The sequence below is a fragment of the Cobetia sp. L2A1 genome, from assembly GCF_009796845.1.
Classification (GTDB): domain Bacteria; phylum Pseudomonadota; class Gammaproteobacteria; order Pseudomonadales; family Halomonadaceae; genus Cobetia.
The window spans coordinates 2,899,279-2,914,478 of the sequence record NZ_CP047025.1 but is presented as its reverse complement, the minus strand read 5'-3'; the positions used below and the strand labels follow the sequence as shown (position 1 = coordinate 2,914,478).

At 57.6% G+C, this 15,200-nt stretch carries 11 protein-coding genes; 9 read left to right on the top strand and 2 right to left on the bottom strand.

Annotated features, from left to right (window positions below; genetic code table 11):
• Positions 1–115: 115 nt before the first annotated feature.
• Complete coding sequence (locus GQR90_RS12415) at positions 116–604, bottom strand: Lrp/AsnC family transcriptional regulator (RefSeq protein ID WP_158774389.1); 489 nt, start codon at positions 602–604, stop codon at positions 116–118.
• Positions 605–1,128: 524 nt separating this feature from the next.
• Here GQR90_RS12415 and GQR90_RS12410 point away from each other — a divergent pair.
• Both GQR90_RS12410 and gltS read left to right on the top strand, forming a co-directional pair.
• A complete protein-coding gene (locus GQR90_RS12410) occupies positions 1,129–2,853 on the top strand; it encodes a 2-isopropylmalate synthase (RefSeq protein WP_158774388.1) in 1,725 nt (574 codons plus the stop codon).
• A 545-nt stretch (positions 2,854–3,398) separates the two neighbouring features.
• A complete protein-coding gene (gltS, locus tag GQR90_RS12405) occupies positions 3,399–4,589 on the top strand; it encodes a sodium/glutamate symporter (RefSeq protein ID WP_158774387.1) in 1,191 nt (396 codons plus the stop codon).
• A 146-nt stretch (positions 4,590–4,735) separates the two neighbouring features.
• On the opposite strand, the gene GQR90_RS12400 is transcribed toward gltS, so the two are convergent.
• Positions 4,736–6,229, bottom strand: a complete 1,494-nt coding sequence (locus tag GQR90_RS12400; protein WP_158774386.1) for an SLC13 family permease — start codon at positions 6,227–6,229, stop codon at positions 4,736–4,738.
• Positions 6,230–6,678: 449 nt separating this feature from the next.
• On the opposite strand from GQR90_RS12400, the gene galE reads away from it, so the two are divergent.
• The 7 genes from galE to GQR90_RS12365 all read left to right on the top strand — a co-directional run bounded on the left by galE (position 6,679) and on the right by GQR90_RS12365 (position 15,048).
• Positions 6,679–7,701, top strand: coding sequence for a UDP-glucose 4-epimerase GalE (galE, locus tag GQR90_RS12395; protein WP_158774385.1), 1,023 nt, complete (start codon positions 6,679–6,681; stop codon positions 7,699–7,701).
• Between the two features lie 125 nt (positions 7,702–7,826).
• Positions 7,827–8,669, top strand: a complete 843-nt coding sequence (gene cysQ, locus GQR90_RS12390; RefSeq protein WP_158774384.1) for a 3'(2'),5'-bisphosphate nucleotidase CysQ — start codon at positions 7,827–7,829, stop codon at positions 8,667–8,669.
• 25 nt (positions 8,670–8,694) lie between these two features.
• Positions 8,695–10,590 (top strand): phosphoethanolamine transferase, encoded by a 1,896-nt coding sequence (locus tag GQR90_RS12385; protein WP_158774383.1) that lies wholly within the window; start codon positions 8,695–8,697, stop codon positions 10,588–10,590.
• 1 nt (position 10,591) lies between these two features.
• A complete protein-coding gene (locus GQR90_RS12380; RefSeq protein WP_158774382.1) occupies positions 10,592–11,944 on the top strand; it encodes a UDP-glucose dehydrogenase family protein in 1,353 nt (450 codons plus the stop codon).
• Positions 11,941–13,083, top strand: coding sequence for a glycosyltransferase family 4 protein (locus GQR90_RS12375; RefSeq protein ID WP_158774381.1), 1,143 nt, complete (start codon positions 11,941–11,943; stop codon positions 13,081–13,083). The genes GQR90_RS12380 and GQR90_RS12375 overlap by 4 nt, the downstream gene beginning before the upstream one ends.
• A 247-nt stretch (positions 13,084–13,330) precedes the next feature.
• Positions 13,331–13,843 (top strand): DUF2489 domain-containing protein, encoded by a 513-nt coding sequence (locus tag GQR90_RS12370; RefSeq protein WP_158774380.1) that lies wholly within the window; start codon positions 13,331–13,333, stop codon positions 13,841–13,843.
• 50 nt (positions 13,844–13,893) lie between these two features.
• The gene (locus GQR90_RS12365; RefSeq protein ID WP_158774379.1) at positions 13,894–15,048 is read left to right on the top strand and encodes an amidohydrolase; all 1,155 of its coding nucleotides are present in this window, start codon (positions 13,894–13,896) and stop codon (positions 15,046–15,048) included.
• The last annotated feature ends 152 nt before the right edge of the window (positions 15,049–15,200 follow it).

Here is a 15,200-nt window from a genome sequence, read left to right as displayed (position 1 = left end):
TCAGTCTGAGCGATAATCATCAGTAGCGCTGATAAACGACAACGCCTCACCGGGCCCCGGTGAGGCGTTGTCGTTATGAACCTGTCAGCTAGCTGGCAAACAATCGGGTGAATGCTCAGGACGTCGTCGGTACGCGCTGATGATCAATGACCTGACGCAGCACGAAGCTTGAATGCACACCGGTGACGCCTTCGATACGCGTAATCTGCTTGAGTAGCAGATCGTGGTAGTCATCCATGTCCTTCACGACCACCTTGAGCTGGTAGTCAGCTTCCTGGCCAGTGATCAGCAAGCACTCCATTACCTGTGGCAGGTTGGCGATCGTGTTTTCGAAGTTGGCGAAACGCTCCGGTGTGTGTCGATCCATCGAGATATGCAGCAGGGCCATCAGGCTCAAGCCCAACTTGCGAGCATCGATCTGAGCACGGTAGCCCATGATCATGCCGCTTTCTTCCAAGGCACGTACGCGGCGCAGGCAGGGTGACGGTGAGAGACCAATGCGCTCGGCAAGCTCCTGGTTGCTAATACGTCCTGAGTGCTGGAGCTCATCCAGGATGCGACGATCAAAGCGATCCAGTGTAGGGAAAGTGATGTTCTGGCTCATTTTCGCAATCCATTGGCGGTAAATATATGAATGGTGAAATAATCTGCTGTTTAGATGGCGATGTCATGTGATTTTCGCAATCGTCCGCCCTGATATGCGGCATATACTGTAATCACTGCATGGCGACCCCTTTCGGTCACTAGGCAATGTAAGCTACCGGCGCTGGCCACACGCCTCTTTCGTCCGGTAATAGCGGTAAAGCAGGGTACTTCTGATCGAAATGGCCTTGCTGACATGAATAGTGCGGCCATCCCGTCATTTCTGTCTTGTCCGCTGATGGCGGCCGTGATCCGGCGCCGTGGCTTGAAGCAACCGAGCGGTTCGGTCCCGATGTATTCTGACTTGCTTGCCTGCGACGCTAACGGCAAGCTTTCACATACGGGACCCATAAGGCCCTCGTTATTTACATTCACTCAGGCGCCCCGATTGGGACACTGCTGAGCGCGAAAGGTGCCATCGAATCACCATAATCAGGTGCCAAGACGCTATCTTGTTCCCGCGACCAGACCGCCAAGGATACGATCATGACTGCTGCATCCACGCCAAGTGCTGCGTTCGACCACACCAAATATCGCCCAGTGACACCTGTGGCACTGACCGACCGCCAGTGGCCGTCGCGCACAGTGACTCAGGCACCGCTATGGGCCAGTGTCGATTTGCGCGATGGCAATCAGGCACTGCTGGAGCCGATGACGGTCGAGCAGAAGAAGCTGATGTGGAAGTTGCTGGTCAAGATCGGCCTGAAGGAAATCGAAGTGGGCTTCCCGTCCGCCAGTCAGCTGGACTTCGATTTCGTGCGCTGGTTGATCGAAGAAGATCAGGTGCCGGAAGGTGTCAGCATCCAGGTGTTGGTGCAGGCGCGTGAGCACCTCATCGCGCGGACTTACGAGTCGCTGATCGGTGCACGTGACGCTGTCGTCCATGTCTATAACTCCACCTCTACCGTGCAGCGTGAGCGCGTATTCGAGATGGATCGAGATGGTATCAAGGCCATTGCAGTAGACGGCGCGCGACTGGTCAAGGAATATGCGGCACGCTATCCCGAGACGCGTTGGGTGTTCCAGTACTCACCGGAGAGCTTTACCTCCACCGAGATGGATTATGCCGTCGAGGTGTGCGATGCGGTGATGGATGTCTGGCAGCCGACGCCGGAAAATCGCTGCATCCTCAACCTGCCTGCCACGGTAGAGGTGGGTCCGGCCAATCATTTTGCTGATCAGGTCGAGTACTTCATCAAGCACCTCTCGCGTCGTGACTGCGCGATCATTTCTCTGCATACCCACAACGACCGAGGTGGCGCAGCGGCGGCAGCCGAGTTGGGCTTGCTTGCCGGAGCGGACCGCATCGAAGGCACGCTGCTGGGCAATGGCGAGCGTACTGGCAACATGGATCTCATCACGCTGGCGATGAATCTCTATAGCCAGGGCATCGATCCGCAGCTGGATCTCTCCAACCCGGACGAGATCATCCAGGTCTATACCGAATGCACCAATCTCCCGGTGCATCCGCGTCATCCCTGGGTCGGTGAGCTGGTCTATACCGCCTTCTCCGGCAGCCATCAGGATGCGATTCGCAAGTGCCTCAAGAAGCAGCAACCGGATGAGCCGTGGCAGGTCGCTTACTTGCCGATTGATCCGCAGGATCTGGGTCGTGACTTCCAGGCGGTGATTCGCGTCAATAGTCAGTCCGGCAAGGGCGGTATGGCCTTCCTGCTCGAACGTGATCATGGCATCAGTCTGCCACGCTGGATGAGCCTTGAACTGGCACCGCACGTTCAGAAGGCCACTGAGCAGGTCAGTGGTGAGCTTTCGAGTCAGCAGATTCGCGATATTCTCGATGCCAGCTTCAAGCGCGAGGCACCATTGAACCTCAAGGGCTATCGTCTGGATCGTGATGGCGCTGAGCAGCTGACCGCGACATTGTTCAATGCCGACGGTGAACAGATTTCACTGGCAGGCGAGGGCAATGGTGCCATCTCGGCATTCATGGATGCGTGGCAGCGCCACACCGGGTCCACCGTCAGCGTGGTGGATTACGGTGAACATGCGCTCGGTGAGGGTAGTGATGCCGTCGCGGTCGCTTTTGTGATGTTGAATCTGGATGGCAAGCGCGTCTGTGGCATGGCCGAAGACGGTGATACTGTCAGCGCATCGCTCAAGGCAGTGCTCTCGGCGATCAATCGTGGCCTGGAAAGCAGTGCGCGCAGTGAAGCCGAGCGTGCTGAAGAAGCGACGCCCGTCGCCGTATAACGAATCTGCACACTGCTTTCTTGTGCTGTATTCGAGTGATGAGTTCCTATGATGATTCAGGTGATGCACCACGAGATGTACGAAACCTGACGCTCATTGCGACATCCGTCACACGATGTCTGTGAAATACGTGCTGAAGGCGCCTACAACACCCCCGCTCTCTCGAGTGGGGGTGTTGCGTTTCATGGTGCAGGTGAGCGGCCTTGACGTCAGTTGTGGCGGGGGATGTGGCCTGTTTTCAGGTGCGAAACAAGAACGCCCTCCGAGCAGGGGTGGTATAGACTTTTGTCGGAAGCTGTCTGGCTGTTCAACATCCGCCCTTGCACCGGTGTAAACCCTGCGTATCATCGCAGCACCCGCATAATGATAACGATCTGGTGGCAGACCGGATTCGAGAACACAACAATTCCAAGCGGTGCAAGGGTAATTTTCCTGATTGGAGAGATAATGGATGCGTCCCAATCCTTCTTCTGATCGGGTATCGCCAGTGCACCTCTCGTTCAAGAGGTCCGCTATAACAACCCACAATCACTCATCGGTATCGCATGATCCAACTTGATGCAATCACCACCCTGCTGCTGGCGGCACTTGTCCTTGTCGTCGGTCATCTCATTGTCGAGCGCGTACGCGTGCTGCGAGAATTCAACATCCCCGAACCTGTTGTCGGCGGTCTCATTGCCACTGTCATCGTGACCAGCCTGCGTGGCCTGGGTTACGAATTTCAATTCTTCGGAGGGCTTCAGACACCCTTCATGTTGCTGTTCTTCGGATCCGTGGGGCTGTCTGCGGACATTCGCATGATCCGTGCCGGAGGCAGTAAACTCGTTTTGTTCCTCGTGCTCGTGATCGGTTTGCTTATCCTGCAGAACCTGCTTGGTGTAGCGGTCGCCAGCCTGTTTGGTCTTGATCCGGTTCTGGGTCTGCTGGGCGGTTCCATCACCATGTCGGGTGGTCACGGTACCGGTGCCGCATGGGCCAATGTCTTCTCGGAGCAGTACGGTATCGATGGTGCCATGGAAGTCGCGATGGCCTGCGCGACCTTCGGTCTGGTATTCGGTTCACTGATCGGTGGTCCGACGGCGCGTTACCTGATCAAGCGCATGAAGCGTGAAGGCCAGGACATCAACGCCCAGACCAGCGAGTCTGAATACGACGAGAGCGAAGTCCAGCATCCGCTCACTACCTCCACTGCGCTGAAGACGCTCTTCATGCTGCTGTTGGGCGTGGTCTGCGGTCAGCAGTTGCAGAATCTTGCAGCCGGCACTGCTGTTGAGCTACCGACCTTCGTGTGGGTGCTGTTCAGCTGTATCGTGATCGGCAACGTAGTGCGTGCCTTCGGTGACAAGCATCTCAATAGCCATGCGGTCGACGTCCTGGGCAACATCTGTCTATCCGTCTTCCTCGCGCTGGCATTGATGACACTGAAGCTGTGGGATCTGGCCAATCTGGCACTGCCGATTCTGGCCATCCTGCTGGTACAGGTGGTGCTGGTCTTCGTCTACACCACGCAGGTGACTTTCCGCCTGATGGGCAAGAACTACGATGCTGCGGTACTTGTCGCGGGTAACTGCGGTTTTGGCATGGGCGCCACGCCGACGGCGATCGCCAACATGCAGGCGGTCACCCAGCATCATGGCCCCTCGCGCCTTGCCTTCATCATTGTACCGGTGGTGGGTGGGTTCCTGATCGATATCGCCAACTCTCTGATCATCAAGGGCTTCCTGAGCTTCTACTGAGTCAGTGAGCACGGTGTCTGAGCGTGCTCCTGATTCAGTCTCAGCATCGGATCCTGATCTCCCGGAAACGACAACGCCGGACCCACATGGGTCCGGCGTTGTCGTTTCTGTCATTCATGCAACGAGATATGCAGCGAGACGACCGCTTACATCCAGAAGGCCACGATCAAACCGTACGCCATCAGCGTGACGATCACGGTACCTGCCAGGTTCAGGAAGAAACCTGCACTCATCATGGTCTGAATCTTCAGATGTCCGGTGGCGAACACGATGGCATTGGGTGGTGTAGCCACTGGCATCATGAAGGCACAGCTCGCGGCGATGGCGGCCGGTACGGTAATCAGCAGCGGGTCGATATCCAACGACAGTGCCAATGCGCCGAGCAGTGGCAGGAAAGCCGCAGCGGTAGCAGTGTTGGAGGTCACTTCGGTCAGGAAGATGATGACCAGCACGACGATGCCTACCAGTCCGATGATCGGCAGTATGCTGAAGACCGAGAGCTGCGCGGCGATCCACTCCGCCAGACCAGAGCTCTTGATGACACCCGCCAGGGCCAGGCCACCGCCGAACAGCAGCAGTACACCCCAGGGCAGATCACGTGCATCTTCCCACACCAGCAGTCGACGCCCGCGCGAGGTGCCGGAAGGAATGGCGAACAGCGCCACGCCAATGGCCATCGCGATGCCGGTATCCGACAGCCACTCAAGGCCCACCTGGTTGATCAGCGGACGGAACATCCATAGCAGCGCTGCGGCGAGGAAGGCGATACCGACGCGTTTTTCTGCGCTGCTCATCGTGCCCAGGGCGCCAAGTTCACGCGCGATCATCTCGCCGCTGTCCTTGTTTGCCTTGAAGGTGAAGGGCGTGCGCGTTAGCCACCACCAGGTGACGACACACATGGTGATCGCGATCGGCAGACCGACCACCATCCACTGGGCGAAACCGATCTGGATGCCTTGATCACTGGCCAGGTAGCCTGCCAGCAATGCATTGGGCGGTGTGCCGATCAGCGTGGCGATACCCCCGAGACTGGCTGAGTAGGCGATCGCCAGCAGCAGGGCGGCGGCGTAGCGCTTGAGTTCCGGATCTCCGCTATCACGCTCGTCCTGACCGCTGGACATCAGACTGACCACCGACATGCCGATCGGCAGCATCATGATGCTGGTAGCGGTATTGGATACCCACATGCTGATGAAGCCGGTGGCGATCATGAAGCCTGCGATCTGACGACGCGGTGAGTGTCCCGCCAGTTTCAAGGTATGCAGAGCCACGCGACGGTGCAGGTCCCAGCGCTGCATGGCGATACCCAGCAGGAAGCCACCGAGGAACAGATAGATGGTCGGGTTGGCATAGGCAGCCGTGGTGCTCTTGATATCACTGATGCCAAGTGCCGGTACCAACACGATGGGCAGTAGTGACGTCACAGGGATGGGCAATGCTTCCGTTGCCCACCAGGTCGCCATCAAGAGTGCCAGGCCGACACATACCCAGGCAGTGTCAGGCATCCCGCCCGGAGGAGGGGTCAGCCAGGTCAGCAGCAGGAACAGTGGCCCCAGGTAAAGCCCGATACGTGCGGCCAGGGGCGTCTGCGGAGGTGTGGGTGATGGATCGTTGGCGTGATCTACAGAGTGCTCAGACATGTCGACTCCAGAGAAGCCGGGCAATATCAGGCTTCCTTGTCATGTTGTTTGTATAGGTCATGGTAGGTGATGGCGATGTGTTGTGTTGGTGTTGTAGTGAGACAATGGGATTTGCATCCGTCCGACACGAGGTGCAGGCAGGCGCTGCCGGTCGGGGAATCGGCGCTATTGTCGCAGTATTGGGCCGGCACCCACTACCTAATGTTCTGTCTTTCGACCATGTAGAATGCCGAAATATTGACGCCGCGCAACCGTAACGCTTCACGCAGGTGTAGTGCGATGACGCAACATGACTGTGTCTGAATTCGGTTGCTGTCTGGCGACAGACGCTGTCGGCCCTTGTGGACTTGTGAGGCCGTGAGGCGAAAGGTAGGGTTAGCAGCCATGATGAGGGCCGACACTGGGCATGGTGTTCGGCTCATGAGCGTAATTCAGCACAAGGAAGAAGATTGATGATTCTGGTCACGGGTGGTGCAGGCTATATCGGGTCCCATACAGTACTGGCACTCATGGAGGCTGGCCATCAGGTGTTGGTGCTGGACAACCTTTCCAATGCCAGTGAGGCGTCGCTGGCGCGAGTAGCGACGCTGGCAGGCCGTGAGGTGCCTTTCGTTGAGGGTGATATTCGCAATGGTGCGCTGCTGGATAGTCTGTTCGAGCGTCATGATATCGAGGCAGTAGTGCACTTTGCTGGCCTCAAGGCGGTCGGTGAGAGTGTTGCCAAGCCATTGGCTTATTACGACAACAACGTCACCGGCACGTTGGTGCTGTGTGCCGCGATGGCACGTGCTGGCGTCAAGCGTATCGTGTTCTCGTCTTCTGCCACGGTGTATGGCGACCCGGCTTCTACGCCGATTCGTGAAGACTTCCCGACATCCGCCACCAACCCCTACGGTCGTTCCAAGCTGATGGTTGAGGAAATGCTGCGCGATCTGGCGATTGCCGATGGCAGCTGGCGCATCGCCCTGCTGCGCTACTTCAATCCGGTTGGTGCGCATGACTCCGGTACCATCGGTGAAGATCCCAACGGTATCCCCAACAATCTGGTGCCCTACATCAGCCAGGTCGCAGTGGGTCGTCTGGAAGAGCTGGCCGTGTTCGGTGATGACTATCCGACCCCGGACGGCACAGGCGTGCGCGATTACATCCATGTCGTTGATCTGGCTGATGGACACCTCAAAGCGTTGGATTACCTGGCCGGTGATGCGCGTGATGGGGTGCATACCTACAATCTGGGTACCGGTACCGGCTACAGTGTGCTGGAGATGGTCAAGGCCTTCGAGAAGGCGAGCGGTCGCCCGGTGGCCTATCGCATCGCGCCGCGCCGTCCCGGTGATATCGCCGAATGCTGGGCGAAGCCTGACAAGGCCTTCAATGAGCTTAACTGGAAGGCAGAGTTGGGACTGGACCGCATGATGGCCGATAGTTGGCGCTGGCAGTCAAATAATCCTAACGGTTATCGCAAATCGTAACAGGCTGACGGCAGTCATATTCACCGTGTGTAGAGCGGTCGCGGGCAGCACCCGCGGCCGCTTTTGCGTACTATATGCCACAGAAGTCTAATGAGTATCCCCTTTGATCCGCAGCGAGATTTGTCATGACACAGCCCGTCCTATCGCTCGATCAGCCCATCGACCTGGTACTGCTTGGGGACGTCGAACGCCTTTGCCGCGAGGCCGGTCGTGCCATTCTTGCCGTCACTCAAGGTGGTGATCTGGAAACGCAGTACAAGTCTGATAATAGTCCTGTCACTGCGGCTGATATGGCGGCGCATCATCTGCTGGTCGCGGGACTTGCTGAACTGACGCCAGAGTTGCCAGTACTCTCCGAGGAGAGTGACAAGGATGAGATTGCCGCACGGCATGAATGGCCGCTGTTCTGGTTGGTTGATCCGCTGGATGGTACGCGTGAATTCGTCAGTGGCAGCGGTGAATACACGGTCAATGTCGCGCTAATCAAAGGACACCGGAGTGTGCTGGGCGTAGTCGATGCGCCGGTACTTGGCGTGACCTGGAGTGGACTTGAGGGTGTGGGCGCTTTTCGTGAGGATGAGGCGGGACGTGTGGCGATACAGGTAAGCCCGGCTGCTGATGTACTGCGTGTCGTGGCAAGCAAATCGCATCTTGATGAGCGTACCGCTGGATTGATTGAGCGATTGGCACCGGTGGAGGACATCAGCTGCGGAAGCTCGCTGAAGTTCTGCCGTATCGCGGAGGGTAATGCGGACCTCTATCCACGCTATGCTCCCACCAGTGAGTGGGACACGGCGGCTGCTCAGGCTGTGCTGGAAGCTGCCGGCGGTCAGGTCTTCGAAGCCGAGTCACTGCTGACTCACCACCCTAAGACATTGAGCTATAACGCTCGGCCTACACTACTGAACCCCTTTTTCATCGCCTGCGGAGCGGCCGATGGTCGCTGGCGTAAAGTGCTGGAGGGCTGAGCCATGAGATGTGATGAGATGCTCCATGCCTACTGATAGCGACCGTCGCGCAAATGCTACCGATGGCCGAATGAAGCGCGTTTTCAGGTGTCTGCGACGTGGACTGTTTGGCGTTCGCCCTCAGGCAGGCGTCGCGGGTGGTCTGCTCGCCACTGTCGTGATGTCGTTACTGGCGAGTGTGGTGCCACTGATCTACCACGGTCTGCTGGAAGGTGGCCTCATCCTGATCGGCAACTTGCTGCTGTGGCCATGCTTGCTGGCGGGCGTGCATCGTCGTGGTTGGCGTTGGCCGACGCTAGGATTGATGGCGGCGCTGGGCGTTAACCTGTCAGCCAGCGTGGTCAGCGCGGTCTATTATGACTCACGCTATGGACTGGCGTTTGCGCTGAGCTCACTCGACACCAGTCGTAGTGAGTCAATGGCGATGCTATTCAAGTTTCCGTTGGCGCTTATCGTGCCGCCGGGCTTCTTCCTGCTGGCGCTGTCACTGGCCAATCGCCACGGTGCGGGGCTTGCGCGGGCACGGCTGGCCAGGCGCAGTGGTATTGCCTTCCTCGCCTGGATGTTGATGTTGCTGGCAGGCAGCTGGCAGTGGGGACGCGCCAGCGTGCCACTTCCCATCACGATGCTGGCGGTATCTCCGGGCTGGAATCTGGCGACTACTTCGCATGCCTGGTGGGAAAAGGAGCGCTTCAAGGCACTAATGGCGGATGACTACGACTTCGGCAAGGTGACTCGCAGTCCTCGAGTGCCGGATGATGCAGTTTTCGTATTGGTGATTGGTGAATCTCAGCGGCGTGATCAGCTGTCCCTGTATGGTTATCCGCGTTCGACGACACCCAATCTTGAGGCGCGTCGCGACCAGCTGGTCGTGTTCGACAAGGCGATAGCACCGGCCCCGCAGACCGTCTTGGCAGTCCCGATGTTGGCGAGCCTGACGGACCCACGGACGTTCTCACCGCGCTATCTGGATGCCAATCTGATTGCGCTCGCCAATCAAGCCGGATTTCATACCGAATGGCTGTCGCGGCAGGGGCTTGATATCAGCTCTGAGCACACTTGGATAACCGCGATCGCTCAACGTGCAGACGTCGCGAAGACCATCATGAGTGATTACGACGATGGCCTGCTGGATGCGCTTGATGAGGCATTGGCGCGTGACGTCAAGGGGCCCAAGCTGATTGTGCTGCATCTCTATGGCAGTCATCCACCGGCGAGTCTGCAGTATCCAAAAGCGTTACGGTATTTCCTGACGCCAGACAGCACAAAGCCGCTGACCGATGCTTACGATGACAGCATTCGCTTTACCGATCAGGTACTGGAAGGCGTCTTCCAGCGCCTGGAAGGACGCCCGGCGGGCGTGCTCTATCTCTCCGATCATGGCCTGGAGCATGACCCGCTAAGCGATGCTTACGTGCATGGCGGCGATCGTCCTAGTCAGGCGCCATTCCGTATCCCCCTTTGGCTGTGGCAGGCAGGGCAAGGGCCTAATCCAGAACGTGAGATGACACGATTGCGCAGTCATGCCGACGAGCCCTTTGCCAGCTTTGACCTTCCCTATCTCGCCAGCGATTGGATGGGCATACATTTTTCGGGCAATAAGCCTTGCCTGTCGCCTTGGTCGTCGTGTTACCACCCGCGTGCACATCATCCCGTACTGGATCAATTGGGCCGCTTGAACTTCTTCGAGAGTCTACCGTCCGATTATCTTTCTCGCCCGCTGGCGCCAGGGGCTGAAGAACTGGAAGAGGCGGTTCAGGCGACGACACGACTATTGGAAAATCCTGGTTTCATGCCTGATGAAGACTCCGGATTTGCTATGCCGGACAAGGTTCCCGGGGCTGTCCTGACGCCGTCGAAAGTCTCGGAACCGATCATGCTGTCACCCCCTTCATTACCCTCAGAAACTCTCAAGGAATGACATGAACATCACTGTCTTCGGAACAGGCTATGTAGGCCTGGTAACTGGCACCTGTTTGGCCGATGTTGGCCATGATGTGATCTGCATGGATGTGGATGAAGCCAAGATCGATGGTCTCAAGCATGGTGAGATACCCATCTATGAGCCGGGCCTCGAGAGCATGGTGTTGCGCAATGTCGAGGCGGGGCGACTTAACTTCACGACTGATGCCCGTCAGGCGGTCGAGCATGGCACCTTGCAGTTCATCGCTGTCGGTACGCCGCCGGATGAGGATGGTAGTGCGGATTTGAAGTACGTGCTGGCAGTTGCGGGCACCATCGGTGAGTTCATGGATGGCTATAAGGTCATCATCGATAAGTCGACCGTTCCCGTCGGCACTGCCGACCGCGTCACTGCCCGTGTCGCCGAGGTGCTGAACGAACGTGGTGCGATGCACGATTTTGATGTCTGCTCCAACCCGGAATTCCTCAAGGAAGGTGCGGCACTTGAAGACTTCACGCGCGGTGCACGTATCGTCGTCGGTACTGACTCCGAAGCCGTGCGCGAGCGCATGCGTGAATGCTATGCCCCCTACAACCGCAATCATGAAAAGCTGATGTTCATGGATGTGCGTGCTGCAGAGCTGACGAAGTATGCTGCCAACGCGATGCTGGCGACCAAGATCAGCTTCATGAACGAGATTTCCAATCTGGCTGAGCGTCTCGGGGCAGATATCGAAGAGGTACGACGCGGTATCGGCAGTGACCCGCGTATCGGTTATCACTTCATCTATCCCGGATGTGGTTATGGCGGCTCCTGCTTCCCGAAAGATGTGCAGGCGCTGGCACGTACCGCGAGCCAGGTCGGTTACAACGCCGAGTTGCTGCAAGCGGTCGAAGCCGTCAACAAGCGTCAGAAGGTTACGCTGTTCGAGAAGCTCTCGCGGGCCTTCGATGGCGATCTCGCCGGCAAGACCATCGCCGTCTGGGGCCTCGCTTTCAAGCCAAATACCGATGATATGCGTGATGCGCCAAGTCGCACGCTGATGGAAGCGCTGTGGGCTGCAGGTGCCACGGTGCAGGCCTATGATCCAGAGGCGATGAAAGAGTGCCGTCGTATCTACGGTGAGCGCGATGATTTGGTGTTGGTGGCTGACAACGTTCAGGCCGTCAAGGGGGCAGATGCATTGGTGATCTGTACCGAGTGGAAAGAATTCCGCACGCTGGACGGCATGTGGCTCAAGGCCCAGCTCGGCTTCCCGGTGGTTGTCGATGGCCGTAATCTGTTTGAACCGGCAGCGATGAAAGCTGCGGGCCTGATGTATTACGCCGTCGGGCGTGGCGATTCCATGGTCGCCGCGCAGGAGGCCTCGTGAACGAGGGGCAGTCTGGAGCCGGCAAGCTTGCGGCTATCGCCATTCGTCAGGTCGAGAAGAATACTGGCGCCAGTCGCAATGCGTTTGAGCAGGCCGATGCCCTGCGTGCTTTGGGCTATCGTGTCGTGATTCTCGCCGAGCGCGGCAAGTCGGAGCTGGCGGGACAGCACGGCGCTGATCTGGTGCGCCTTTGGCGCTGGCCGCTGAAAGGAGCGTTTCGACGTTTCTGGTTCAATCGGCGTGTACAGGCGTGGGCCAAACGCAATACGCCGAATCTGTTGATCAGTCATGGTGATTGCGAAAGTCCGGATACGGTCTATCTGCACAATTGCGTGCATCTGGCCTCGCAGTGCATATACGGTCGCGAGCTGCCAGACGATCATGAGGTCGCGGCGATACATGATCATGTGCTCAAGGGTGGCAAGTTCCGTCAGATAGCGGTCAACTCACGCATGATGGGTGAAGATCTGATCAGTCGCTACGGTATTGCCCGCGACAAGATCGAGATCAGCTATCCCGGTTATGACCCAGAGCAATTCACGCCTGAGCGGGCACGTGTCGGGCGCGATGCTCAACGTCAGGCGCTCGGGGTCGGCGATGATGAACGGCTGATTGGACTGGTCTCATCCGGTAATTTCATCAAGCGTAACGTGACACTCTTCGTGGCCATGGCAGCACTGATGGAGCAGGCCTCACCGAGCCGCTACCGCTTCCTGGTCGTCGGCAAGGACGATGCAGCCCCTTATCAGCAGCAAGCGCGTGAAGCCGGCGTGGAGGGGCGTATACAGTGGCGCTCGACCATTCCTGAGGTCGAGACGCTCTACGGTGCGTTGGATCTCTTCGTGCTACCGGCGCATATCGAAGAGTTTGGCCGTGTTGCACTGGAAGCGATGGCCTGTGGTACACCGGTACTGTTGAATGCACGGGTCGGTTCTGCAGAGCTATTGCACGAGCATCCCTCGTTGGTGATGGGAGCTGAATCCACCCCTGAACAATGGGCCGTGCGCTGTTCGCATTTGCTGGAGAGTGATACCCAAGCGCTGGGAAACACTCTGGCAACACTGGCGAAAAGCTACTCTCATCAGGCGCAGAACCTTAAGCTCAAGGCCAGTTTTGAGGCATTGATGAAGGGGCGTTGATAGAGGCCTTGTGTTGTAAAAAAGCCCTGTATCCATAGTGATGCAGGGCTTTTTTAGGCCCAATGATAGTGTTCTGAATGAGACGGATTGATGGCGAGCATACGCTGATGTTGGCGCTTGCCATGACACGATATCGCTACGTCACCATGCCGGCTGCCTGTTACCTGATCACCTGTCAGGCGCCTGCACCTTGGGTGTCACGCATTCAATCCTTATACTCGTGACTTGTTTCCTGCAGGAGAAAGGCATGTCCTTGATCAGTAGCATCATTCTGATAGTCACCGCTCTCATCATCATCGTGAGCCTTGCTGTGTATGCCCTCAAGCTGCGTCGCAAGGTCAAGGAGCGTGAAGCTTTACGTGAGGAAGAGCTTACGCGAGCGCGGGCCAATTGCCTGGAGAGTCTCGAGACAATCGCACGTGCCATGCAAGCAGGGCAGGTTGATCTGGTCGAGGGGGGGCTTCGCTGCAAGGTACTGGTCGAAATTCTCGATACAACGCTTGCCGAGGATGAAGTGTTGTCTGCCTTCGGCATTCTGCATGGCCGTGTGGCGCACCTGCACACTCATTCAGCTCGCAAGGCACTGAGTCCGCGTGAGCGTCTTGCCGAGGACCGCGAGCGTATCGCCGTTGAGGAAGCGCTCACTGAGGCGCTTCAACAGGCCGCTGATCGTGTGCTTGAGAATATGGATGTTTGGCATCAGCACTATCTGGGCCGCAACCGGCCGGTGGTACCTGCTGACTTGGGCAGGGCCGTCTAGTGGTGTGAGGCTAATCCTTGTGCGCTCTTGTTGACCATTGTGAGGCGATCATGAACATAACACTCCCTCTGCTGGGGACTCCGCTGGTTGAACTGCGTCACGCACTGCATCGCGCTCCGGAGCTTTCAGGCCACGAAGCCGCGACAGCGGCCTGTATTGCTGGCTGGATGAAAGAGGCAGGTGCTGAAGTGGTCACCGGGCTTGGTGGGCATGGTCTGGCGGCTATCTTTCGCGGCGTCTTGCCTGGCCCTCGTATCATGCTGCGCTGTGAACTTGATGCCCTGCCCATTGATGAGGTGCCGCGAGGGGACTGGTCGTCATGTCATCCGCACGTGGGGCACCTGTGTGGCCACGATGGACACATGAGCTGGTTGCTGGGGGTAGCACAGCGCCTCGCTGAGTCACCCGTCGCACAGGGTGAGGTGGTGTTGTTATTCCAGCCTGCAGAAGAAACCGGTGAGGGCGCGCGAGCAGTGGTGCGAACCAGCGCATTTCAGTCCATAAAGCCAGATTATCTCTATTCCTGCCATAACTTGCCTGGACGTCCTCTTGGGGAGGTCAGTGTGCGTGACGAGGCCTTTACTTGCGCCTCGCGAGGGATGATCGTGCGACTTTCCGGTTTGTGTGCCCATGCAGCACATCCTGAAAATGGTCGCAGTCCTGCGATGGCCATGTGCCGAATCATGCAAGGGTTGTCACGATTACCGCTTCAGTTTGCAGATGAAACTGGGCTGGCGATGGTCACATTGATACATGCGCGTCTCGGAGAGGTAGCGTTTGGCACATCTCCCGGGGACGCCGAGGTAATGGCAACGCTGCGCACCGAAAGCAATGACATGATGAAAGCGCTCGCTGAAGCAGCCGTTTTTCTTGCGCGTAGCGAAGCAGAAGAAGACCGGCTAGGCATTGATGTCGACTGGTGCGATACCTTCGAGGCGACCTGGAATTCGCCGCAGGCAAATGCCGTGATTCGCGAAGTGGCTGCACAATTGGGGCGTGATTGTGTCGAACTTTCTCACGCTCACCGATGGTCCGAAGATGTCGGTGTACTAGGCCGCGAGTGCCATGCAGCCATGTTCACGCTCGGTGCTGGTGAAGAAATACCAGGGTTGCACCATCCGCAATATGATTTTCCTGATACCCTTATCTCGCTCGGCGTTGATCTCTTCGAGGGACTGGTTCGCCAGCACCTTGGGAGCAAGTGAAACAGGCCTTTTACAGCGTCTCTATAAAGATACAGGTAGTGTCAAAGTTTTTCGACGTTGCAAAAAACACTGTTTTCCTTCAACGTATGCACAAGGATCGGTACTGTTTTCAAGGGAACAAGGCCCGATCAGAGCTGGAAGGACGCACCTAC